Raw genomic sequence first — 22,791 nt, 5'->3', positions numbered from 1 at the left:
TAAAATATTTTCCTGTTTTTTTTATAATACTTTCTCAAACTTAGAAATTTCCTGGATTCTATACCCATCATCTATTATAAATTTCCCTGTTTTTTTCCTGTCTTCAGAGTTAAATACAGCTTTTCCATAAAAATCTATGAATCTAAATCTATAATCAGAAGAATATATCTCAAAGGAATAATTGCCCTTTAAAAGATCTATTATATCCACCAATCTATCCAGCAATTTTTTAGATCTCCTAAAAAAAACATTTAAAATAAGTTCTTCTTCATCCTTCGAACTAATCTTTAGGTCTTCCAGCATGGAATTTAAAATAAAAAAATTATCTATCTTCCCAACAAATTTTATTTTAAACTCATCTCGTTTAAAATCATCTTCGTCCAAAACTTTCATTATGCAAGGTCTTTAGTTCTTTTTATGGGGCACAGGTCCCCGCACATAGTACAAGTTTCCCCATCTATCGGTTGAGATGATTTTCTATACTCCTTTGCCTTTACAGGGTCGATACATAGTTCAAACATCTTATCCCAGTTTAATTCCCCACGAGCTTTACTCATGGCATTGTCCCACTCTATAGCTCCGGGAATCTGCTTAGCTATGTCCCCTGCATGTGCTGCAATCCTTGAAGCTATTATTCCCTCTTTCATGTCATCTAAATCCGGTAATCTAAGGTGTTCTGCCGGTGTTACATAACAGAGAAAGTCTGCTCCACTGGCAGCTGCCAATGCTCCTCCAATAGCTGAAGTTATATGATCATATCCTGGAGCAATATCAGTAACAAGGGGTCCCAACACATAAAATGGTGCTCCATGACATAATTTTTTTTCCAACTGCATATTAGCAGCTATCTCATGTAGTGGAACATGTCCAGGTCCCTCTATCATTACCTGTACATCCCTTGCCCATGCTTTTTTTGTCAACTCTCCTAAAAATAATAATTCTTGAATTTGAGGAGCATCTGTTGCATCCTTTATACTTCCTGGTCTAAGACCATCTCCCAAACTAAGGGTTACATCGTGCTCTACACATATATCTAACAGTCTGTCATAGTGTTCATAGAATGGATTTTCCTTATTATTTAATTTCATCCACTCATATAAGATAGCTCCTCCACGACTTACAACCTTAGTTAATCTAGGGTTGTTGTCTACTCTTTCTGCACATACCTGGTTTAATCCTGCATGGATAGTCAAAAAATCTATCCCATTTTTTGCATGCTCCTCCACTACCTCAAAGAGATCATCCACTGTCATATCCTTTATATTTTTCCCATATTTTGCTACTGCATCATACATAGGCACGGTCCCCAGCATAACGTCTGAATATTCTACTAACTTAGTTCTAAATTCATTGGTAGCTCCAAAGATGCTTAGGTCCATAATCGCATCAGCCTTATACTCCAATGCTTTTTTTACCTTTTCAAACTCTAAATCTAAATCATAGGAATCTTCTGACACCCCTAAATTTACATTTACCTTAGTTTTCACACCCTCTCCAACAGCTATTCCCCTGAGAGATCTATGATTTTTATTTGCAGGTATTACGATCTTTCCCTCACTCATTTTTTTAAGCAATGTCTTTTCATCTATAGCTTCAGATGCCAGTACGTCCCTCATTTCCTTTGTTATTATCCCCTTTTTAGCTGCATTCATCTGTGTTGTGTAATTATTCATCCTGTCCCCCTATTTAATCTATTATTTCATTTAATTTTTTAATCTTTTCTACAATATTTTCTGCTCCTACTATCTCACTGACCAGACATATACTACTAGCTCCCAATTTTTTCACCTTATCTATATTACTTTCTTTTATCCCCCCAATAGCTACAAAGGGAAGCTCTATATTCTTAACTACCTCTTCTAAATATCCCAGTCCTACAGGATCTTTCTCTTTTGTAGTGGTCTTAAATATAGGTCCTACACCGATATAATCAGCCCCGTCTGACACAGCTTTCCTGGCATGTTCAAGACAATGGGTAGATCTTCCTATTATCTTATCTTCTCCTATCAGCTTTCTAACATGGGATATCTCCATATCATCCTGCCCAACATGAACACCGTCTGCATCCACTAAAATAGCTATATCCACATGATCATTGACTATAAAAATAACATTATTTTCAAGGCACAACCTTCTTATCTCTATAATCTCTTCTACCTTTTCCCTTATGGATTTTTCCTTTTCCCTGTACTGAATTATCTTTATCCCGCCATCAATCATAGATTTCACACACTCTATATTAGATCTTCCATTGGCAAACTTCTCTCCTGTGATCCCATATATCCCATGAGGTATAGTTCTTTTAGTTTTTTTCATAATATCCTCCCTTACTCATAACAAGATTAGCCATTATAGAAGCTACTATCAAAACCTTGGGAGAGTAAGTTTTATACTCCTCAATTCCCTTCTTAAAATCTCCAACCACATATAGATTTTCACCAATTTTTTTAGTCTGTATATCATCTAGATCATGATGAGCTATACCTGAGGCTGAAACAATGAGTTTGTTAGAACCATAAAATTCCTCTACCAATAACCTCTTATATTCCTTCTTATCAAAGGCTTCCACTAAGATATCGCAGTCGGAAAAAAGATCTTTTATATTGTTTTTTTCAATTTTTTTATCTATGACCTCGATCTCTAAGTCAGGTAATATTCTCACTAAGTTTTCCCTCAACACCTCTACCTTAGGTCTTCCTATCTGGTCATGAAAATAAAACTGTCTGTTGAGATTAGAAAGGTCTATCCTGTCAAAATCAGCTATCTTAAGGTTAGATACTCCGCTTCTCACTAAATTTACAGCTACATTTGATCCTATCCCCCCAGCTCCTAAAATACCTATCTTCATACAATCAGCTCCCAGTCTTTATGGACTACCTGATAACCCCTTGCCTTTATGGCTTTTTCCGTTTCTTCTACACTTCTGTTATCTGAAATTTCAAATTGAGGGGTTGATTTTTCTAAATCACTATATGCCCCTACATTGGTTTTGGATCCTGCTGAAAATTTTGTAACTCCCAGTCCAATCAGATTATCCCTGAACTCAGCCACCTCTCTGGTAGAGATATTTATCCCTGCTTTAGGAAGAAATAGTCGATAGGCCAGAACAAACTGGACAAAACTTGCGTCATCTAAGATATATTTACTCTTATAGCCCCCCTCTGCATCATTTATCCTGGGCAGGGAGATGGAAAACTCACTGTTTAAATATTTATCTGTAAGATATTTAGCATGAAGCCCCGATAAATAAGCTTCCTCTACCAGATTTCCCAATCCAAATAACGTCCCTATATTTATACTTCTAAGCCCTGCTTTAGCCCCCCTTTCAGGAGTTTCCAGCCTCCACATATAGTCTGATTTTTTACCTCCCAAATGTACACTTTTATAAATTTTTTCATCGTAAACTTCCTGATATATAGTCAGCCCGTCTACTCCTATCTTTCCTAGCCTTCTATATTCTTCTGTCTCCAATGGATATATCTCTACCACTACAGAATCAAAATGCTTTTTCAATATTTTAACTGCGTCCTCTATATAACCTACTCCTACTAACCCTTCGGCTTCCCCTGTTAAAAGGAGGATATGCCTTATCCCTGTTTTAGCTATCTCCACAGCTTCAGCTTCTATCTCGTTTAGTTTAAGGTGTTTTCTGTCTATCTTATTATTTTTATTAAACCCGCAATAGGTACATTCATTGGTACAGTAATTCGAAATATACATGGGGATATACAGACTAATTATCTTCCCAAACTGCTGTATACTCCTCCTTTGAGCTATTTTTGCCATCTCCTCCAGGTGATCCTTGGCCTTAGGAGATAAAAGATTTAAAAAATCAAACTTAGTTAGTTTATCTTTTTTTATAGATCTTTTTATCTCTTCATGGGTCAGTTCATCCATATATTTTTCCATATCAAAATCTTTGAATTTTTCTATTTCATTATAAAATGACATCTTTCCTCCTAATTATTATGTAAAAAACCTGTCAGCGGTGACGATGCATTGGCATATCTGCTTTCCTCAGCCATTCTGGCTTTATATGCCATCCTTCCTGCTTTTACTGCCAATGAAAAGGCTTCCCCCATCTCAGCCGGGTTAGGAGAGCAGGCTATTGCAGTGTTCACAAGTACTGCTGCTGCTCCCATTTCCATAGCTTCTGCTGCCTGGGATGGTTTACCGATCCCTGCATCCACTATGATTGGCAGGTCTATATTTTCTATCATTATCTCTATCATTGCCTTGGTTTCTATCCCACGATTTGATCCTATAGGTGACCCCAAAGGCATTACTGCTGCTGCTCCAGCTTCCTTTAATCTCTGTCCCGCTATTAGATCCGGAGTCATATACGGCAATACTATAAACCCCTCACTTGCCAGGACCTTAGTTGCCTTTATAGTTTCTGCATTGTCTGGCATCAGGTATTTCATATCGTTTATTACCTCGATCTTAATAAAATCTCCGCATCCTGCAGCTCTTGCTATTCTTGCGATCTTTATAGCTTCTTCAGCATTTCTAGCTCCAGATGTATTGGGCAGCAGAGTAATGTCTTTAGGAATATAGTTCAATATATTTTCATCACTATTATTTAGATTTACCCTTCTAAGGGCCATGGTTATTATCTGTGATTCACTGGCTTTTAGCATCTTTGGTATCTCATCTTTAGAAGAAAACTTACCTGTTCCTGTCAATAATCTGCTTTTAAATTCCACTCCGCCTAATATTAATTTATCCATCTCTATCCCCCTGATACAAAATATAATACTTCTACGCTATCTTTTAGATTCAAATTACTTTCCGACCAAAGGTCCTTTTTTATGACCTCATCGTTGTGTAAAATTACCACACCATCACTATCCAGACCCAAACTTTTTATCAGATCATAGATATTTTCTGCTTCCACTTTTTTTACTTCACCATTTAAAGTTATCTCCATCTATCCCCCTTTAGTCTTTATGTAATAAAAAAACCGCATACCCACAGGTATACGGTTATAATCGTTCTCTAAAAAAATATAACTTACTATAAATTTTATAAAAAAACTCCGCTTTCCTACGCTAGTGCTAACTAGATTCAGGTTCAAAGGGTCAGTAATTATACTTCTCAGCCATATGGCTCCCCTAGCTGTCTATTCGATTGTCTCTTATCTTAACTCAATTTCAGTTTATATATATTTTCTATTTTTGTCAATCTTTTCTTTTTTTTCTACCATTTTTTGAAACACTTCTGTAGAAATATTTCCCAGTCCTATATCTATCCCTGCCCTATGAAGCCCATGAAAATCAGAACCTCCAGTTAAGATAAGATCCCTTTTTTTAGCGGTTTTCATAAGTTTATTTTTTTTTCTTGGAGCTATATTCGGATAATACAATTCCAGCCCGTCCAATCCATTTTTTACCAAATTATCTATTATATTTATCACTGTATCATCTGGATGAGATATCAGATGGGGATGAGCTAAGATAACTACAGCTCCATTGGCTTTTAATTTTTTCACTACCTCCACCATATCTACTCCTACCTTGGGAACGTATGCAGGTTTTCCGTCTCCCAAATATCTGTCAAATACTTCATCCATGGTAACTGCAAAACCTTTTTTTATTATCATCTTAGCTATATGAGGCCGCCCTATTACATTCCCAAGAACTTCACCTTCTACTTCGGATAAACTTATGTCTATCCCTAAGCTGCTTAATTTTTTCAGTATCTTCAAAGTTCTATTGTGCCTTTTCTCCTGTAAATTTTTCAGCCATCCCAAAAATTCTTTATCCTCTAAATCTAAAAAATATCCCAGTATATGGACGTCTTTATCCATAAAATTAGCTGAAACCTCTATTCCATTTACAAAAGTTATCCCCTTTTTTTCTGCCTCTATCCTTCCCTCTTTCAGACCATCCACATTGTCATGATCAGTAATAGCCATGACCTCTATATTATTTTGTTTAGCTCGTTCTACCAGCTGTGCAGGAGTCAGTGTCCCATCTGAAAATGTAGAATGCATATGTAAATCTATCATGAACCCTCCTTTTTAATGTTTCATCCTTTCACATATCTCTTTTAATTCATTGTCTATATAAACCATATCCACCAGATCACCGATCCATGAATATCTATTCCTGTTCTCTATCTCAGAAATGATATGAAGTGCTGTGGCTTTTACTGTATTTTCTTCACTCCAGATTGCATGATTTAAAAATCTCAGGTCATTTTCACTGGCTTTATTTAATTTTTTTATTGTATTTTTACATTCATCACATACATGGATACATCTTTCTAAGTCAGCATCTTCCTCTGTTTTTCCAACTTCATATACACTGAGACTTCTCCCAGATTCCCCACATAGTTCACAGGTTGATTTAGATCTTCTTACCAATTCTTTTCCGAATTCCACTACATTATTTTTTCTTCCCTTGCTTCTCCCTGTCCATTTAGCCATGTTCCTATCTCCTTTTTATTTTTTATTTCCACCTGTTATTATATCATAAACAACATAAAAAATTTAGTGATAATAAAAAAATAGCGAAGAAAGATCTCCGCTATTTTATATCTTCTATAATTTTTCCAATCCCTGCTTTAAATCATCTATAATATCATTTACACCTTCTAAACCTACAGATATTCTAACTAATCCATCTGTGATTCCTGATGCCAATCTCTCTTCTCTAGTATATGGAGAATGAGTCATAGATGCCGGATGCTGGATCAATGTTTCTGTATCTCCTAAACTTACTGCCAAAGTACATAACTCTAAACTGTTCAATAATTTCTTTCCTGCTTCTATTCCACCCTTTACCTCAAAGGCCATTATTCCACCGAATCCGTTCATTTGCTCCTTTGCAATTTCATGTCCTTCATGAGATTCAAGTCCTGGATAGTATACCTTTTCTATCATAGGATGATCATCTAAGAATCTAGCTATCTCATATGCATTACTGCAGTGTCTTTCCATTCTTAGTTCTAAAGTCTTCATTCCTCTTATCATAAGGAAAGCATCTTGGGGGCTAAGAACTGAACCCGTCATATCCTTTACACCTATTAATCTTATTTGAGTTACTGTTTCTAAATCTCCTGCTACAAATCCTGCTACTACGTCTCCATGACCGTTTAAATATTTAGTTGCTGAATGAACTACTAAGTCAGCTCCTAATTTTATAGGATTTTGAAGGTATGGTGTTGCAAATGTGTTGTCTACCACTACCTTAGTTCCTTCATTTTTATGAGCTATCTCACAAACAGCTGTTACATCTACAACTTTTAAGTTAGGATTTGCTGGTGTTTCTAAATAAACTATTCTGGTATTAGGTTTCATAGCTTTTTTTACTGCTTCTAAATCAGAAGTATCAACAAATTCTACATCGATTCCAAATTTAGTTAATCCATGACACAAAAAAGCATATGTACACCCGTATAAAGTTTTGTCAGCTAATAAATGATCTCCGGCTTTAAGTAATGTCCACATAGTAGATGAGATAGCTCCCATTCCTGAACTAGTCGCTAACGCCGCTTCTGCTCCCTCTAATAATGCTAATTTCCCCTCTACAACACTTGATGTAGGGTTTCCTAATCTTGAATAAATATATCCTGCTTCTTCTAAAGCAAACCTTTTACCACCTTGTTCTGCACTGTCAAATACAAATGTAGAACTTTGGTATATTGGTGTAGTTAATGTTCCAAATGGATTTTTTTCTGCTCCTCCATGTATCGCCTTTGTTCCAAATCCTTTTTCTTGAATCCCTTTCATTTTAAGCCCCCTTAAATTTTAATCTTTTCACTTCATGTATATAACATTTTTTTCTAAAACACAACATTTTTTCTAAAAAAATATTATTTTAAAGAACACACCTATAGGTTTTCTGCATCAACTTCCCATACCCATGGTTCTTTCCTCATAAGACCATCAGCAAATGGTATATGAACTGAAACTATAACAGCTAATAACAATAACTGCTGATACCACAATAGAGGCATAACTTCTAGAGGTGTTACTTTTCCCCCTGCAAAACCTACTAAAATTAACATCTGAGCTCCATAGGGGATAAAACCCTGAGCTATACAAGAAAAAATATCCAATATAGCGGCACTTTTTCTCGGGTCAACTTCATATTTCCTGCAGAGTTTTTTAGCTATGGAACCATTTATAATTATTGCAACAGTATTATTTGCTACAGCCATATCTGTAAGTCCCACCAAGGCCCCAATTCCTAATTGAGCTGTTTTCGGTCCTCTGATACTCTTCTGTATTTTTTCAAGGAGCCACTGAATTCCGCCGGCTTTAGTTACCATAGCGGCTAAACCGCCTGTAAGAAATGAAAGGAGGAAGATCTCGTTCATACCTACAAATCCATTGTAAACTTCCTTTGAAAAAGTAAGGATAGTAAAGTTTCCATAAATAAGCCCGATTACTCCAGAAAGAGCAATCCCTCCAGTTAAAACGATAAAAACATTCATTCCAATCAGAGAAAATCCCAATACAAAGAGGTATGGCAAAATTTTAATCAGACTAAAGTCATAGTTTTGAACCTCAGGCAGAATTTCAGGTCTTCCGAAAATAATTAGAAGGATAATTGTAATAATAGCTGCAGGAGCAGTAATTAAAATATTTACCCTAAACTTATCCTTCATCTCTACACCTTGAGTTCTCGTAGCTGCAATTGTCGTATCTGAGATTATTGAAAGGTTATCTCCAAACATAGCCCCTCCCATAACAGCAGAAAGTACTAGTGGAAGGGAAAGTCCCCCTTTTTCAGCTAATCCTACAGCAATTGGAGCAATGGCAACAATAGCACCCACAGAAGTCCCTGTAGCTGTAGAGATAAATCCGGCGATGATAAATAATCCAGCTGCAATATATTGTGCCGGTATATAAGTAAGCCCTAAATTAACAGTAGAATCTACTCCTCCCATGGCCTTGGATACTCCGGCAAATGCCCCGGCAAGAAGATATATTATACACATGATTATTATATCCTGATGACCACATCCCTTGACAAAAGTACTAAATTTTTCATTGATCGTGCCTTTAAAAAGAATAAAAGCAGTTACAATTCCGGCAAAGGCCGCTATAGGAGCAGGCAGTTGATAAAATGCTAGTTCTACCCCCTGAGACTGCAAGATCAATCCGCTTCCCAAATAAATTCCAATAAAAACAAAAAATGGTACCAATCCCTTAAAACTTGCTTTAATGTTTTCTTGTTTCATTTTCTTCCTCCAATTTTTTATTTTTTAATATACAATAAACCCAGTATAACTTATATAGTTTTTATACTATTTCTACACCTTATGTTTATACAACACTTTTTCTATATAACCAAATGTTTATTCTCATTTCCGAACCAAAAGAACTATTTTAGAACTAAATCAACATTTTGTATGATTTTTTCAATACTTTATAAGAAAAAAGGTGCTATCCAAAAATGGATAAGCACCTCATTTTTATAAAGAAACTTTTTTTATTTTTACTTCTTGCTTATCTTTTCAACTATCTCTTCTAACTCCTCATCCATATAGACCATGTCTAATAGGTCATCTATCCACGAATATTTTCCTTCAATCTGTTTTATAAGATCTATTGCTGTAGCCTTTACTATATTTACCTCACTCCAAATGGCGTGATTTAAAAATCTCAGATCGTTTTCATCGGCTTTTTGTAACCTGTCTATTGTGTCCATACATGTATCACAGATATGGATACATCTATCATAGTCCGGTTCTACCTCTATCTTTCCAACTTCAAATATATTTAATTTCTGACCTGTTTCACCACATAACTCACATGTTGATTTAGATCTTCTTACCAATGTTTTTCCAAATAATGATACCTTATTTTTTCTGTCCTTTGCCTCATCATATCCTCTTGCCATAACTACAATCTCCTTTTATTCCATTTTTTTAGTTCTTTAATTTTTTTCCTAAAAACATCAATATCAAGGCTGCAAATGCCAGGATAGTAAAAAATCCATAGATATAAACTGCTCCATATTGCTCTATGATCACTCCTGAAATATATTGAACAAACATCCCTCCTAATGAACCTGCTGCCATAAATACCGTTATTGCCGTCCCCAGGGTATTTTTTTCTACAATATTTCGAATAAATAGATTTGCTCCTGCAAAGAACAACCCTACAGATGCTCCCTGAGATAAAAAAGTTCCTGCAATCACAGATGGTTTAGAGAATAAAAAGTATACTCCCCATCTGACAGTCATACACAGTACCGCTAAAGTAACTACAAATTCTACCCCTTTTTTACTTATTAATTTTGTAGAAACCCCAATAAAAGGTACTTCACTGAGGGTCATCAGGAAAATCGTTGTTCCCAATAATGCCATGGACCCACCGATCTCTTTAAAATAAACTGCAAAATAACTGTTGTGTCCATTGTTAGTTCCTAAAAATAACATGGAAACCATTACAAAAACAATATATTTTTTATTGGTTAAAAGTTTCTTTAAATCTACCTTTTCATCGTCTTCATGTAAACTATTAATTTTCACAGGGATCTTCAAGATAATTATTCCTGTTATAATTGAAGTAACTGCTGCTAAATATAAAAATGACGAAGACCCGAATAACTCTATAACTTTTCCTGAAACCAAAGCTCCCACAGCAAACCCAATCGAACCCCACAACCTTATCTTTCCAAAGGCATAATGGGTAGATAGAGACACTGTATCCATAAGGGGCATCTCACAAAAAACCGCTATTGCATAGAAGGAATATAAAATCAATATCCCTACAAATGAATTTATATAGTTCATCAGGAATAAAGTAATAAAAATAATTCCCGTAATTGTGATCAGAATTTCTTTCGATTTTTTTGTCTTATCGTTTATATACCCTAAAACCGGCTGAAAAGCCATGGCTAAAAATGATCCTATAGCAAAAATCATCCCTGACTGGCCCCCTGATATATTGACAGTTTCAAAAAATTGGGAGAAATAGAGCATACTAGCTCCTAAAGTAAAGTAGAATGTAAAGTAAAATAATATGTAGATCGACACTGATTTCCTCCTTGGTTTCTTTTATTGCGCGTTTTGTCTTATTTTACCATTAAATGATTGTTATTTTACCTGGTTTATTGTATAGTTTTTTATCATTATTAGAGACTTTTTTTCACCTCTGGCGGAGTTTTCTGTTTTTTTGAGATAAAAATCTTATTTTTTATTATTTTCAACTCTAATTATATCATAAAATATGTTTTTTTATCTAATACATATATTCCTCATAATACTTCTTCAACTTCTCTTCATCCAATATAGTTATAAAATTTTTTTCTTTTTTTATACACCCTTCCTCTGTTAACTCACCGGTTAATTTATAGAGCATACTCCTTCCCACATTAAGAACATGGGCAATGTCATTATACTTTAAAAAATGCATCTTCCCCTCTACCGAATTACTCATAAGTATAAAGGCAAAGAATACCTTGGCTCCCCCATGGGAGCGCATAAAGTATCCCCTTCCCCCTCTTCTTATTACTCCGGAACCTCCTTCTAAAATAAACCTGAGGATCTTGGCATCATTGAACATATGCTCTTCCAAAAATTTCTCTTCTAATATTACTGCCCTTACTTTTTTGGTGGCAGCCACCATCTCCCAATCTCTTATATCTTTTTGCAGGTACATATTTATCCCTATAAATTGATTCGGCTTAAAAAAATAAGGGTGAATTATCTTTTCCCCATCATGATATCTCACAGCGTATACCGTTCCCTCAAGGAGATATAAGATTTTATGTTCATCTATAGCCAGTAAGAATTCTCCCCTATTATATTCCCTGATACTTAAGTTTTTAATCAAATCTTTAGACAATATTTTTTCCAAAACCCCAAATTTCCCTTCCATATTATTGACCTCCGACTCGTTATTTGATTTTTTTGATTGATAAACTTAAAAAAAACATAAAAAGTCCACCCATTGGACACTTTTGTTTTTATTAAATGATATTATTTATCGAGTAAAAAATCAAGATAAATATCAAAAGCTTAGACACTTAAGGAATCAGGGGAAGTGAATTTTTAAACAATAATACTCCTAAACAAAGAAAAGCTAATAGCTGGATAAATAAAGTTATAGGAAGACATTATTAATATAATTACTAGGGAGGAACAAAATATGAAAAAAGTATTATTAGGATTAGTAGCATTATCAGCAGTATCGTTTGCTGCACAAGGGGACACATATTTAAATGCAAGATTTGGTGGAGATTTAGGTGCTTCATATACTGGGCACGAGTTAAATGGAGTGGATCTCTTGAATGAGGACACAGACGGATTTGGTGGAGAATTAGCATTAGAAGGTTATAAAAGTATAACTGATAATTTTGATCTAGGTTTAGGTCTGGCATATCAATTCCATGCAGACAGAAAAACTCAAGAAGTTTCTGAAGCAGGGAACACAGGAGAAATTTCAGGAGCAGAGTATAATTCATTACCTATATATTTAACTGCTAAATATAACTTTAATCTTAATTCAGAGATCAAGCCATATTTAAAAGCTAATTTAGGTTATTCATTTAACTTTGGTGAATCTGATTTAGAAGCAAAAGAAACTGGAGTAAGCGCAGGTGACAATGAGAAAACAAGTATAGATGTAGAGAATGGTCTATATTGGGCTGTAGGTGGAGGAGTAGAATATAAAAACTTCACTGTAGACCTAATGTATGCTGTTACTAAAGCAGAAGCTACAGCTAATGACTTTTATGGAAAAGAAGATAACGACTATGGAAGAGTTGTTCTTTCAGCTGGTTACAGATTCGATTTATAAAATTTATTTAAAAACTCCTTCAACGAAGGAGTTTTTTTATTTAGGAGAGATTATAAAGAATACATATCCATAGTAGTCCCCATATCTCTTATACATCTCTACCTCCTCCCAGTGAATATCCATTACCATCTTTTCTTTTTCAGATAATTCCTCTTTCTCTAATTCTTTCAGCCTGTCAATCATACTATCATAAAAATTTGCCATCCAGTCGGTTGACGGCAGGATAAAATAATCCTTTATCTCATATCCGGCTTCGTCTATAATTTTCTTATTTTCATCCAGTGTCGCTATCTGGGGATACTCTGCCTCCCAATATTCTAAGATCTCCTTAGGAGGATTATCCTTAATCCATGAGATATGAGAAAAGCCTATAATCCCCCCCTGTTTTAAAAAATGTTTCCAGTGTTTCAACCCATTTTCTAACCCCATTATATAGATGGCTCCCTCACTCCATATGAGATCAAAGGTATTATGGGATAAAGAGCTGTCTAAACTATCCATGGAACAATTGACGGTCTTGACTCCTACTTCTTTTTTTATCTTCTCCAAATAAATTTCCGATCTATCTATAGCCGTAATATTTCCATCCACCAAACTCTTTAGTACCTTGGTTTGAAACCCAGATCCGGCTCCTATATCCAGTATACTTATATTCTTTCCTAAAAATTCCTTTGCAATATTATAGGCTCTTTCAGTGGATAGATTACTTCCCGGTCCTCCTCTGAAGTCTCCATTATGAATCTTAAAAAAGAATTCCATCATCTCCTTATCCATTTCATCCCTCCATTATATTAAAGTTTTACATAGTTATTATTCTTTAATAATAATAAAAGCAACGTGACATTGCATCCAAACGGGCACAATCTAGATTTTTATAATCTTTTATTTATTCAATAAATTTTATAATTTCCTAGACAAAAAAAATACCTCCTATTATTAGGAGGCATTTCATATTTTTTATATAGTCTTTAATTTTTGTCCTGTTTTTTGAGTAGCTGTTTCAGAACCAGTCCAGCACTCTACACCATCTAAGTCTGCCACTGTTTCAGCTTTTAAAACTGGATCCAACCCTTGCTTTCTTTGATCTGAGTAATCAGCTAATAATCTGAATGCAATAGGACCTAACTTTAAGATCGCATATAGGTTTAATAAAGCCATGAATCCCATGAATAGATCCGCTAATCCCCATACTACTTTTAACCCTGCAATTCCTCCTAATAACACCATCATAACAACTGCTGCTCTATATCCTTGTAACCATAATTTATTTTCAGTCATAAACTCGATATTTGCTTCCCCATAATAATAGTTCCCAATTACTGAAGAGAATGCGAATAAGAAGATACATACAGCGATAAATATTCCACCGAAGTTTCCTAAATGCATGCTAAGTGCTGACTGAGTCATTTGGATCCCGTCTCCGCTAAGTGACTGATATCCTGATAATAAGATTATAAATGCTGTTGCACTACAGATTAATATTGTATCTGTAAATACACCCAATGCCTGGATAAGTCCCTGCTTTACCGGATGAGTTACTGTAGCCGTAGCTGCCGCATTAGGAGCACTACCCATTCCTGCCTCGTTAGAAAATAATCCTCTTTTAATTCCCTGCATAAGAGCTGCACCTAGTGCTCCTCCTGCTGCTGATTTAAAGTTAAACGCTCCATCAATAATCATCCCGAATACTGCCGGTATATGAGTAATATTCATCACTATAACAACCGTTGCAACAACTACATAGCATACTGCCATTACAGGAACTACCTTCTCTACGAAACTTGCTATTCTCTTTACACCACCAAAGATTATAACAGCAGTCAATACTGATAATACAACAGCAACTACAGTTTTACTTATTCCAAATGATCCGTTAAACGCCATAGCGATTGTATTTGATTGAACTGAGTTGAAGATCAGTCCAAAACATACTGTGATTAATATTGAAAACGCAATCCCTAATGTTCTGTTTTTTAGAGCTTTCTCCATATAATATGCAGGTCCGCCTCTAAATGCGTCTCCATCCTTTACCTTATATAATTGTGCCAGAGTAGATTCTACAAAAGCAGATGCTGAACCAATAAGTGCTAACATCCACATCCAGAATACTGCTCCTGGTCCTCCTGCTGCGATAGCCAGTGCCACTCCTGCCATATTCCCGGTTCCTACTCTAGAAGCTGTACTTATACAAAAAGCCTGAAATGATGATATTCCTTTTTCCTCTTTATTCCCCTTTACTCCATCTGCTGCTCCTTCAGTTAAAAGTCTTACCATCTCCTTTATCATTCTAAACTGAGCAAACTTTGTTTTTATAGAGAAATAGATCCCCACACCTATCAAACCTACTATCAATACATATGACCATAAAATGTTATTTAAAAAATCTACCATACTTTAATTCCTCCCTAATGCTTTATTATTTATTTATTCCATCAGTATAGTATATATATCTTTCTTTGTCAATATATACCATATATGAATTTCGTTGGTTATTTATAGGGAAAAGCTATTAATTGCTTTTTTTTATAACTATATAGGTATGGAATTAGTGTGCACTTGATAAATTTTGGCAGTTTTTTTTAATAAATTCTCTCATTAAGGTTAACATTTTATTCCGACGATTCTTTATTCTCCCTTTCTTTGAGAAGTGGTATTATTATTTCATATATCTTGTCATGATCAAAATCAATTCCCACTGATTTCAGTACCTCTTCACTGCTTTTTATAGTTGTTTCAGGTGGAAGATCTTCTATATTCACTCCTAACTCTTTATAAAATTTCTTCAACGGAATATCAAACCCTTGAGCCACCTCCTCTATACTCATCCATCCCCTGATATTGCCAGGATCTCCTTTGAAAATTCCAGACAGACTCTCTGGCGTAGTTTGGTATATTCCCAGACCTTTGGTTATTAGGATTATCCCAAAGAAGATAGTCACACCGATTATTCCTAATTTACCTCCACTGAATTTTTTCTTCATAATATCTATTTCCAAAGACTTCTTAGCAGTGGGACAAACCTCCACACAGTTCATACAGCTTATACATTCACTCTTGTTAATTTTATTTACAGATGAAATCTCCAGTGCTGCAGGACATTCTCTGTCGCACTTCTTACAGTTCACACAGACATTTTTATTCCTTTTTATTTTTAACAATGAAAACCTTCCCATGATTGCGTAATAAGCTCCCAGGGGACAGAGATACCGGCAGAATAACCTTTCATAAAAAAGGGAAAAGAGCAGCATTGCCAGCAATATTCCAAATCCAATAAGATATTCATTTAACAGCTCTTCCCAGCCTGCCGTAAGGTGGCTATAAGCTACAAAAGGATCGATAGAACTGATCACCAACTGACCTGTTTTCCAGGTAAAATAAATAATACCAACGAGAACTATATATTTTAGGTATCGAAGAACACTATCCAATGATTTAGGCAGATGATACCTCTTTTTAAAGAATCGCATTCCTATTTTCCCAAAGATATCCTGCAAAGTTCCCAGAGCACAGATCCAGCCACAAAAGATCCTTCCCAGAGTAATCACCAAAAACGTAGATCCTCCCACAAGGATTATATTGGAATAAAATGTCTTTTTGATAAAAGTACCCCTCGTCACAAGGGAATAGAAACTCTCTATTCCACCAAATGGACAAAGAGCATGAATTGAAGCCACACCATTTGGTCCTCCACCTATTTTTTGATGTAAAATTCCAGCCATTGTTACAAGAAATAATATCCCCAACTGAATCCCTAGTCTAATTTTTTTCACTTTCATTAAAATCTTCCCCCTTATTTTTCTTTATATAGGGATATTATTATCTCTTTGTGAAGATTGTGTGAAGAAACGTTGAAGCAAAACAAAAATAGACAGTCCAAAGGACTGCCTATTTTTAATATAAATAAATCTATTTACTTTTAAATAATACTTTAACGCTAACTATTATAGTTATTTTTAAACAGATGTCACTTCGCTCTATGAGGTTTTTCCCAAAAACGACTCTATCCTCTTATTTTTAGGAGATACTAAAATTTCATCAGGAGTTCCCTGATCTACAATTACTCCATCTTCCATAAAGATCACCCTGTCAGATACCTCTTTCGCAAATTTCATCTCATGAGTCACTATTATCATACTTATATGCTCAGAAACCAATAGTCTTATGAGATCTAAAACCTCTCCTACTAATTCAGGATCTAAGGCCGATGTAGGTTCATCCAACAATATCAATTTATTTTCAAGAGCCATAGCCCTTCCTATCCCTATCCTTTGCTGCTGTCCTCCACTGAGTTCACTGGGATAAAAATCTTCTTTTCCCTCTAATCCTATTTTTTTTATTATCTCTCTGCCTTTTTTATCAGCTGATTTCTTATCTATTTTTTTTACTATTATAAGAGCTTCTGTTATATTTTCCAAAGCTGTTTTATTCTTAAATAGATTATAGTTTTGAAATACCATAGATGTCTTCTGTCTAAAAGCAACTATGTCTTTCTTCTTATGATTGTTGGCTTCCTGCCTTAAACTATCTATTGTTATAGAACCATTTGTCGGTTCTTCCAAATAATTTAAACACCTTAAAAAAGTTGATTTTCCACTTCCAGAGGGTCCTACAATAGATACTATCTCTCCTTTTTCCAGAGAAAAATCTATTCCTTTTAAAACTTCTAATTCTCCAAAACTTTTATGTAATTCTTTTACCTCTAATATATTAGTTCTATTCACAGTTCCCCTCCTAATAACCTCTATTCAATTTAATTTCCAGTATTTTTTGAACCCTTTCAAGTAAAATTACTAATGCCCAATAAACTAAAGCCACGGCCAGATAACTCTCTAAAAATCTATATGAACTGGCTGCTTCTAGTTGTGTCTTTGCCATGATATCGGCTAACCCCAGAGTAAATGCTAAAGATGAAGATTTCAACAGGTCTATAGAAATATTTACAATTGAAGGAATTGCAACCCTTATCCCCTGAGGTATGACTATCCTTACCATCACTTGAATAGTATTCATCCCAACTGAGTAACCGGCTTCTAATTGTCCTTTATCTACCGATGACAGGGCTCCCCTTATAGTTTCAGCCATATAAGCAGAAAAATGCAGACTAAGCCCTAATACTGTTGCCACAAAGGCACTCATATTTGTAAAGACAGGAAATACCTGAGGCAATCCATAGTAAATTAAAAATAATTGTACCAATAATGGGGTTCCTCTGAAGAAAGATACAAATAATCCTGTTATTTCATATAAAACTTTCACTTTAAAAAACCTAATAACTGCTACTAATATCCCCAATAAAACCGATATAAGTGTTGATATAAATGTTATTTTTAATGTCAGTCCCAAAGCTTTTAATAAAATTGGGAACAACCCTATCATTGCTTCTATTTTAAAATCCATTTTTTCCCTCTCTTTAATTTTATTTTTAAAAAAAAACAGGCATTTTAACTTTTAGAAAGTTTTCTCTCTTCAGAATTAAAATGCCTATTAATTATTTGTTTCGATCTTTTCAAATTAATTTTAAATTAATTTGAAGTTATATCCATCCCAAAATACTTATTAGAGATCTCTACAAGAGTTCCGTCGGCTCTCATCTCATCTAAAGTATCATTGACCTCTTTCATCATAGTTTCACTTTTTTCTCTCTTTACAAAAGGAAAAGCATTAGCTATATATTTAGCCGGTTTATCTAATAGTTCAATTTGAAGATCATTTTTCTTGATCAGCTCTATGATAGACACCTTATCCATCATAAATGTATCAACTCTTCCTAACTCTACATCTTTAACTAAACTTCCTGAATTATAAACAACAGTTTCAAAATCTATTTTTTTAGATAGTTCTCTGACTATCTCTTCATAGTTTGTTCCTACTTCAGTGGCAACTCTTCTACCTGCCAGATCTTCTATTCCTGTTATTCCTTTTGGATTTCCTTTAGCCACAAAGAATTGCGCTCCAGAATAAACATATGGAACTGAGAAGTTATATTTTTCCAGTCTTTTATCTGTAATGGTAATTTGATTAGATATTGTATCTATCTTTCCTGTATCCAGCATTCCAAATAAACCACTAAATTTAGCCTGTTTAAACTCTATATCTTTCCCCAGTCTCTTCCCTATTTCATTCCAGACATCTATATCAAAACCCTTAAGTTCATCATTTTCTGTATAAGTAAATGGATAGTATCCCCCAGAAGTTCCTACTCTGATAACCTCTTTTTTAGACTCTTCCTTTCCACATGCTATAAATAAAGTTCCTAATAATATTCCCAATAATAAAATTTTAAATCTGTTCATAATTTCCTCCTATTTAATCATATATAATAAATATCTGTACGGCCGTCATTGTATTTATCTTTTAAGCTTTCTAAACTTATATTTTTGGTTAATTCTTTTATTTTATCATCTATCTTTTCCCATACTTCTTTTTCCAAGACAGATTCTAAAGCTTCTAAATCATAGCTGCTACAACAGGGTGATTCCTGAGTATCTTCCAATATATTTAAGATATCTCCAACATTTATTTCCTTTGGAGACCTGGCCAAAACATACCCTCCCTGAGCTCCCTTACTGCTTATTATTAGTCCTGCTTTTTTTAAAGTTAAAAATATTTGCTCTAAGTACCTCTTAGAAATATCCTCTTTTTCAGATATCTCCTTAACACTAAATTTTCTTTCTGGATTACATGCCATATATACCAAAGCTCTCAATCCATATTTACTTTTTTTAGTTGTTGTCATCTTTCCCCTCCTAAAATACACTTAATACATAGGAATTAAGTAATTATCTATAAAATGATAATACCATAGGTTACTAGCCCTGTCAACAATTATTTCTTACCTATTTGATAAAGTTTTTCAAACAACCTCAATTAGCCCTATAAAATTAAGATTTTTTCAAACAAAAAGGACATAGATCTCTCTATGCCCTTTCATATTATAATTTATAATTTTGATTCCTGCCCAGGTTATAAAAACCATAGAAGTAGGAGTCTATTTTTTTCTCATGTGTGGGAATAATAATACGTCTCTAATAGATTCAGCTCCTGTTAATAACATTACCAATCTATCGATACCTATTCCTAATCCTCCTGTTGGTGGAAGACCGTATTCCAATGCGTTGATATAATCTTCATCTACCACTGCATTAGCTTCTTCATTACCCTTTGTAGCTTCTGCTACCTGGTCCATAAATCTTGATTTTTGATCAGCTGGGTCATTTAACTCAGAGAATGCGTTTCCATATTCCCTTGCATCGATAAATAACTCAAATCTATCTGTAAATCTACCATCATCTTTTGTTCTCTTAGCTAATGGAGAGATCTCTACTGGATGCCCCATTACAAATGTAGGTTGTACTATTGTATCCTCACATTTTTGCTCGAAGAATTCATTGATGATATGTCCTACTGTATCCATATGAGGAGCTAAGTGTACTTCATTTGCTTCAGCTAATTCCTTGGCAGCTTCTACACTCATCTCAGGCCAGAAGTCTACACCTGTAACATCTTTAATTATGTCAACCATGTGTATTCTTTTAAACCCTTCTAATTTTATTTCCTTACCATTATATACAACATCAGTTGTTCCAAGTACTTCTTTTGCAGTGTTTGTGATGATCTCTTCTGTAAGATCCATTATATCTTCAAAGTCAGCATATGCCTGGTATAATTCCATCATTGTAAATTCAGGGTTATGTCTAGTAGATATTCCTTCATTTCTAAAACTTCTATTGATTTCAAATACCTTGTCAAATCCACCAACAATTAACCTTTTTAGGTATAATTCCGGAGCTATTCTTAAGTATAATTCCATATCTAAAGCGTTATGGTGTGTTACGAATGGTTTTGCCGAAGCTCCACCAACGATTGGATGCATGATAGGAGTTTCTACTTCTAAGAAATCTTTCTTAGTTAGGAATGATCTTATAAAACTAACTATTTTTGTTCTAGTTATAAATGTTTCCTTTACATCTCTGTTCATGATAAGGTCTACATATCTTTGTCTGTATCTAGTTTCTACGTCTGTTAAACCGTGGAATTTATCTGGTAATGGTTTGATATTTTTAGATAAAAATTCAAATTCAACTGCTCTTAGAGTGAATTCTCCCTTACCTGTTTTAAATACTCCACCTTTGATTCCAATAAAATCTCCAGTTCCAATTTTACTGATTACTTCAAATGCTTCATCTCCAACTACATCTTTTCTGATATAAAATTGGATTCTTCCAGTTTGGTCTTCAATATGACCAAATACTGCTTTTTTCCCTGCTGGTCTAAATGCCATTATTCTTCCTGCAGTTTGGAATATTTCATTATAATTTTCAGGATCTTTATCAAATTCAACCTCTGAATTTATAATATCTTCTACCATATTTAACTTACTGTACTTTCTACCGAATGGTTCGATTCCCATTGCTTTGATCTCTTCTACCTTGTTCCACTTGTCTTGGACAATGTGGTCATTGTTTTCAACTGTTTGATTCATTCTCTACCTCTTTCTCTAATTTATTTTTATTTAATTTTTCTATTTTTAATATATATATCCTTCCCCTATTACTAAGGGTAGTGTTTGGAAATTTCTTAATCAATGTTTTAAAATATTTAGAACTTTCATCGTAGTTTTCTAAGTTATAATAGATCATCCCGCCTAAATAATAATAATCTCCGAAAAACTCGTCATCTAAAACTTTAATATCTATTAATTTCAAGTTTTTTTCTGCCAATTCCAATTCATTTAAATTATAATACAGATCTGCCAATTTATAGTAGATATTATTTTTTAATTCAGGTGATATATCTTTTTTTAGAGACCGCTTATAGTAAAGTTCAGCTTCCTGAAGTCTTCCCTCCTGGGTATATTTTTCAGCAGTTCCAATATATTTTTCAAGTTTTTTCCTGTCTAAATATTTTATTTCTATTTCTTTAATTTTATCCAGTTGTTCAGAAGTTACCTCTGATTTTAGAATTTCGTAGCTATTCTTATCATCTGTTTCCAGATATATGAGAGCTAATTTTTCTAAATTTTTACTCGTTTTATAATAGGTTATCGCTTTATTGTAATCTTTTAACTGGTAGTGGTAATCTCCTAAATAATCCAATACCTTTGGAGCAGGTTCAGTTAAGATTTTAGTCTCAGCTAGTTTAACAGCTCCTGAACTATAATTTTTATAATTTATAGAAGCATCTAAGTACTCCAATTCATATTTTTTATCGTATGTAGATAATTTTTCTAAAAACTTAAGATATTCCTCTGTTTCGCCTAATTCTTTCAGGGCATTCAGGTATATCTTTATTATCTCTGCCTTCTTCTCATCATCTAATCTATATTTACTTACCAATACTTTTGAGATATTTCTCACCATATGGTAGTTTTTATTCTTCTCATTTAATTCCAAAGCATAGAAAAGGCCCTTTTCTATCTCCTCTGAATCCGGGAAAAAAGTTTCTAAAAGCAATAAGTTTTTATTTAAGAATTTAAAATCCCCGTCGTTGTAGGAGTCCTCTATATTATTCTCTATGTCTTCAGGATATGGCTGATATTTTGACACTTTCTTAAAAATTATCTCTTTAGTCTCTTGATTTTTTTCTGTAAAAGATATCTTATATTCTCCTATACTAGAAAAGGTAATGCTCAGATTCCCCCCCTCTTTTTTTAGGTCTACAAGGGAATTTTTATAGGTCTTTCCCACTACTTTTAGTTTTTTTATCTCAGATATATTTTTAAGTTCAATTTTTTCATCTAAAGCCAGATTTATTTCCTTTCCATTTGGAATGCTCTGAAAGTCATATTCAATCTTTTTAGCTCCCTTAGGTTCTACTTCTCCTAAAAGGAAATTAATATTTTGTTTATCTATCCCAAGGGAATATATTTTTTCATATCCTCCATAGAATAAAGATAGTTCTTTAATTATTTTTTTATTAACTTCATCGATCTCCTCTGAACTGTTTACAGCACTATAAGATCCTATATTAACCCCCAATAAGATGGTCATAAATAATATTAATTTTTTCATCTCATCCTCCAAAGGTTAATT

Annotated in this window: 24 protein-coding genes and 1 riboswitch; of the genes, 1 reads left to right on the top strand and 23 read right to left on the bottom strand. The window is 34.1% G+C overall.

Features of this window, described 5'->3' with window-relative positions; genetic code table 11:
• Positions 1 to 21 precede the first annotated feature (21 nt).
• The 14 genes from NRK67_09865 to NRK67_09800 all read right to left on the bottom strand — a co-directional run bounded on the left by NRK67_09865 (position 22) and on the right by NRK67_09800 (position 11,839).
• The gene (locus NRK67_09865) at positions 22 to 393 is read right to left on the bottom strand and encodes a hypothetical protein (GenBank protein ID UUV19715.1); all 372 of its coding nucleotides are present in this window, start codon (positions 391 to 393) and stop codon (positions 22 to 24) included.
• Entirely contained in the window at positions 393 to 1,673 is a 1,281-nt protein-coding gene (gene thiC, locus NRK67_09860; protein ID UUV19714.1) for a phosphomethylpyrimidine synthase ThiC, read from the bottom strand. The genes NRK67_09865 and thiC overlap by 1 nt, the downstream gene beginning before the upstream one ends.
• Positions 1,674 to 1,686: 13 nt before the next feature.
• A complete protein-coding gene (thiE, locus tag NRK67_09855) occupies positions 1,687 to 2,316 on the bottom strand; it encodes a thiamine phosphate synthase (protein ID UUV19713.1) in 630 nt (209 codons plus the stop codon).
• Positions 2,303 to 2,848 carry a sulfur carrier protein ThiS adenylyltransferase ThiF gene (gene thiF / locus NRK67_09850; GenBank protein UUV19712.1) on the bottom strand — a complete coding sequence of 182 codons (546 nt, stop codon included), beginning with the start codon at positions 2,846 to 2,848 and terminating at the stop codon, positions 2,303 to 2,305. Before thiF ends, thiE begins: the two co-directional genes overlap by 14 nt.
• Entirely contained in the window at positions 2,845 to 3,951 is a 1,107-nt protein-coding gene (gene thiH, locus NRK67_09845) for a 2-iminoacetate synthase ThiH (protein UUV19711.1), read from the bottom strand. Before thiH ends, thiF begins: the two co-directional genes overlap by 4 nt.
• An 8-nt stretch (positions 3,952 to 3,959) precedes the next feature.
• The gene (locus NRK67_09840; protein UUV19710.1) at positions 3,960 to 4,730 is read right to left on the bottom strand and encodes a thiazole synthase; all 771 of its coding nucleotides are present in this window, start codon (positions 4,728 to 4,730) and stop codon (positions 3,960 to 3,962) included.
• A 2-nt stretch (positions 4,731 to 4,732) separates the two neighbouring features.
• On the bottom strand, positions 4,733 to 4,930 hold the full coding sequence (gene thiS / locus NRK67_09835; GenBank protein ID UUV19709.1) for a sulfur carrier protein ThiS: 198 nt from the start codon (positions 4,928 to 4,930) through the stop codon (positions 4,733 to 4,735).
• A gap of 96 nt (positions 4,931 to 5,026) precedes the next feature.
• Positions 5,027 to 5,126: riboswitch (TPP riboswitch) on the bottom strand.
• A gap of 32 nt (positions 5,127 to 5,158) precedes the next feature.
• Positions 5,159 to 6,010, bottom strand: coding sequence for a PHP domain-containing protein (locus tag NRK67_09830; GenBank protein UUV19708.1), 852 nt, complete (start codon positions 6,008 to 6,010; stop codon positions 5,159 to 5,161).
• A gap of 12 nt (positions 6,011 to 6,022) precedes the next feature.
• Entirely contained in the window at positions 6,023 to 6,430 is a 408-nt protein-coding gene (locus NRK67_09825) for a PhnA protein (GenBank protein ID UUV19707.1), read from the bottom strand.
• 114 nt (positions 6,431 to 6,544) lie between these two features.
• On the bottom strand, positions 6,545 to 7,735 hold the full coding sequence (gene megL, locus NRK67_09820; protein ID UUV19706.1) for a methionine gamma-lyase: 1,191 nt from the start codon (positions 7,733 to 7,735) through the stop codon (positions 6,545 to 6,547).
• Between the two features lie 101 nt (positions 7,736 to 7,836).
• Positions 7,837 to 9,192 (bottom strand): Na+/H+ antiporter NhaC family protein, encoded by a 1,356-nt coding sequence (locus NRK67_09815; protein UUV19705.1) that lies wholly within the window; start codon positions 9,190 to 9,192, stop codon positions 7,837 to 7,839.
• Positions 9,193 to 9,449: 257 nt separating this feature from the next.
• Positions 9,450 to 9,854 carry a PhnA protein gene (locus tag NRK67_09810; protein ID UUV19704.1) on the bottom strand — a complete coding sequence of 135 codons (405 nt, stop codon included), beginning with the start codon at positions 9,852 to 9,854 and terminating at the stop codon, positions 9,450 to 9,452.
• 28 nt (positions 9,855 to 9,882) lie between these two features.
• A complete protein-coding gene (locus tag NRK67_09805; GenBank protein UUV19703.1) occupies positions 9,883 to 10,995 on the bottom strand; it encodes an MFS transporter in 1,113 nt (370 codons plus the stop codon).
• A 205-nt stretch (positions 10,996 to 11,200) separates the two neighbouring features.
• The gene (locus NRK67_09800) at positions 11,201 to 11,839 is read right to left on the bottom strand and encodes a helix-turn-helix domain-containing protein (protein ID UUV19702.1); all 639 of its coding nucleotides are present in this window, start codon (positions 11,837 to 11,839) and stop codon (positions 11,201 to 11,203) included.
• Between the two features lie 270 nt (positions 11,840 to 12,109).
• On the opposite strand from NRK67_09800, the gene NRK67_09795 reads away from it, so the two are divergent.
• Positions 12,110 to 12,760: a porin family protein gene (locus NRK67_09795; protein UUV19701.1), complete on the top strand. Its 651-nt coding sequence runs from the start codon at positions 12,110 to 12,112 to the stop codon at positions 12,758 to 12,760.
• Positions 12,761 to 12,796: 36 nt separating this feature from the next.
• On the opposite strand, the gene NRK67_09790 is transcribed toward NRK67_09795, so the two are convergent.
• The 9 genes from NRK67_09790 to NRK67_09750 all read right to left on the bottom strand — a co-directional run bounded on the left by NRK67_09790 (position 12,797) and on the right by NRK67_09750 (position 22,770).
• Positions 12,797 to 13,534 (bottom strand): class I SAM-dependent methyltransferase, encoded by a 738-nt coding sequence (locus NRK67_09790; protein ID UUV19700.1) that lies wholly within the window; start codon positions 13,532 to 13,534, stop codon positions 12,797 to 12,799.
• A gap of 183 nt (positions 13,535 to 13,717) precedes the next feature.
• A complete protein-coding gene (locus tag NRK67_09785) occupies positions 13,718 to 15,151 on the bottom strand; it encodes an alanine:cation symporter family protein (protein UUV19699.1) in 1,434 nt (477 codons plus the stop codon).
• A 218-nt stretch (positions 15,152 to 15,369) separates the two neighbouring features.
• A complete protein-coding gene (locus NRK67_09780) occupies positions 15,370 to 16,536 on the bottom strand; it encodes a 4Fe-4S binding protein (GenBank protein UUV19698.1) in 1,167 nt (388 codons plus the stop codon).
• Positions 16,537 to 16,734: 198 nt separating this feature from the next.
• A complete protein-coding gene (locus NRK67_09775; protein UUV19915.1) occupies positions 16,735 to 17,466 on the bottom strand; it encodes an amino acid ABC transporter ATP-binding protein in 732 nt (243 codons plus the stop codon).
• A 25-nt stretch (positions 17,467 to 17,491) separates the two neighbouring features.
• Entirely contained in the window at positions 17,492 to 18,157 is a 666-nt protein-coding gene (locus NRK67_09770; protein ID UUV19697.1) for an amino acid ABC transporter permease, read from the bottom strand.
• A 125-nt stretch (positions 18,158 to 18,282) separates the two neighbouring features.
• Positions 18,283 to 19,053, bottom strand: a complete 771-nt coding sequence (locus NRK67_09765) for an amino acid ABC transporter substrate-binding protein (protein ID UUV19696.1) — start codon at positions 19,051 to 19,053, stop codon at positions 18,283 to 18,285.
• 17 nt (positions 19,054 to 19,070) lie between these two features.
• On the bottom strand, positions 19,071 to 19,496 hold the full coding sequence (locus NRK67_09760; protein UUV19695.1) for an Rrf2 family transcriptional regulator: 426 nt from the start codon (positions 19,494 to 19,496) through the stop codon (positions 19,071 to 19,073).
• Positions 19,497 to 19,748: 252 nt separating this feature from the next.
• Positions 19,749 to 21,242, bottom strand: a complete 1,494-nt coding sequence (gene lysS, locus NRK67_09755) for a lysine--tRNA ligase (GenBank protein UUV19694.1) — start codon at positions 21,240 to 21,242, stop codon at positions 19,749 to 19,751.
• Positions 21,226 to 22,770 (bottom strand): tetratricopeptide repeat protein, encoded by a 1,545-nt coding sequence (locus NRK67_09750; protein ID UUV19693.1) that lies wholly within the window; start codon positions 22,768 to 22,770, stop codon positions 21,226 to 21,228. Before NRK67_09750 ends, lysS begins: the two co-directional genes overlap by 17 nt.
• Positions 22,771 to 22,791 lie beyond the last annotated feature (21 nt).

This window comes from Fusobacteria bacterium ZRK30, from assembly GCA_024628785.1.
Classification (GTDB): domain Bacteria; phylum Fusobacteriota; class Fusobacteriia; order Fusobacteriales; family Fusobacteriaceae; genus Psychrilyobacter.
Note: the sequence above shows the minus strand (reverse complement) of the source record. Positions and strands in the feature narration are given on the sequence as shown.

Bases quoted from the DNA above. Each gene is read 5' to 3' on its own strand.
- thiF (UUV19712.1), bottom strand. From the start codon at position 2,848: ATGAAGATAGGTATTTTAGGAGCTGGGGGGATAGGATCAAATGTAGCT.
- NRK67_09765 (UUV19696.1), bottom strand. From the start codon at position 19,053: ATGAACAGATTTAAAATTTTATTATTGGGAATATTATTAGGAACTTTA.
- thiH (UUV19711.1), bottom strand. From the start codon at position 3,951: ATGTCATTTTATAATGAAATAGAAAAATTCAAAGATTTTGATATGGAA.
- NRK67_09780 (UUV19698.1), bottom strand. From the start codon at position 16,536: ATGAAAGTGAAAAAAATTAGACTAGGGATTCAGTTGGGGATATTATTT.
- NRK67_09800 (UUV19702.1), bottom strand. From the start codon at position 11,839: ATGGAAGGGAAATTTGGGGTTTTGGAAAAAATATTGTCTAAAGATTTG.
- NRK67_09815 (UUV19705.1), bottom strand. From the start codon at position 9,192: ATGAAACAAGAAAACATTAAAGCAAGTTTTAAGGGATTGGTACCATTT.
- NRK67_09785 (UUV19699.1), bottom strand. From the start codon at position 15,151: ATGGTAGATTTTTTAAATAACATTTTATGGTCATATGTATTGATAGTA.
- NRK67_09790 (UUV19700.1), bottom strand. From the start codon at position 13,534: ATGGATAAGGAGATGATGGAATTCTTTTTTAAGATTCATAATGGAGAC.
- NRK67_09750 (UUV19693.1), bottom strand. From the start codon at position 22,770: ATGAAAAAATTAATATTATTTATGACCATCTTATTGGGGGTTAATATA.
- thiS (UUV19709.1), bottom strand. From the start codon at position 4,930: ATGGAGATAACTTTAAATGGTGAAGTAAAAAAAGTGGAAGCAGAAAAT.
- lysS (UUV19694.1), bottom strand. From the start codon at position 21,242: ATGAATCAAACAGTTGAAAACAATGACCACATTGTCCAAGACAAGTGG.
- thiC (UUV19714.1), bottom strand. From the start codon at position 1,673: ATGAATAATTACACAACACAGATGAATGCAGCTAAAAAGGGGATAATA.
- NRK67_09770 (UUV19697.1), bottom strand. From the start codon at position 18,157: ATGGATTTTAAAATAGAAGCAATGATAGGGTTGTTCCCAATTTTATTA.
- NRK67_09795 (UUV19701.1), top strand. From the start codon at position 12,110: ATGAAAAAAGTATTATTAGGATTAGTAGCATTATCAGCAGTATCGTTT.
- thiE (UUV19713.1), bottom strand. From the start codon at position 2,316: ATGAAAAAAACTAAAAGAACTATACCTCATGGGATATATGGGATCACA.
- NRK67_09830 (UUV19708.1), bottom strand. From the start codon at position 6,010: ATGATAGATTTACATATGCATTCTACATTTTCAGATGGGACACTGACT.
- NRK67_09840 (UUV19710.1), bottom strand. From the start codon at position 4,730: ATGGATAAATTAATATTAGGCGGAGTGGAATTTAAAAGCAGATTATTG.
- NRK67_09760 (UUV19695.1), bottom strand. From the start codon at position 19,496: ATGACAACAACTAAAAAAAGTAAATATGGATTGAGAGCTTTGGTATAT.
- NRK67_09865 (UUV19715.1), bottom strand. From the start codon at position 393: ATGAAAGTTTTGGACGAAGATGATTTTAAACGAGATGAGTTTAAAATA.
- NRK67_09825 (UUV19707.1), bottom strand. From the start codon at position 6,430: ATGGCTAAATGGACAGGGAGAAGCAAGGGAAGAAAAAATAATGTAGTG.
- megL (UUV19706.1), bottom strand. From the start codon at position 7,735: ATGAAAGGGATTCAAGAAAAAGGATTTGGAACAAAGGCGATACATGGA.
- NRK67_09810 (UUV19704.1), bottom strand. From the start codon at position 9,854: ATGGCAAGAGGATATGATGAGGCAAAGGACAGAAAAAATAAGGTATCA.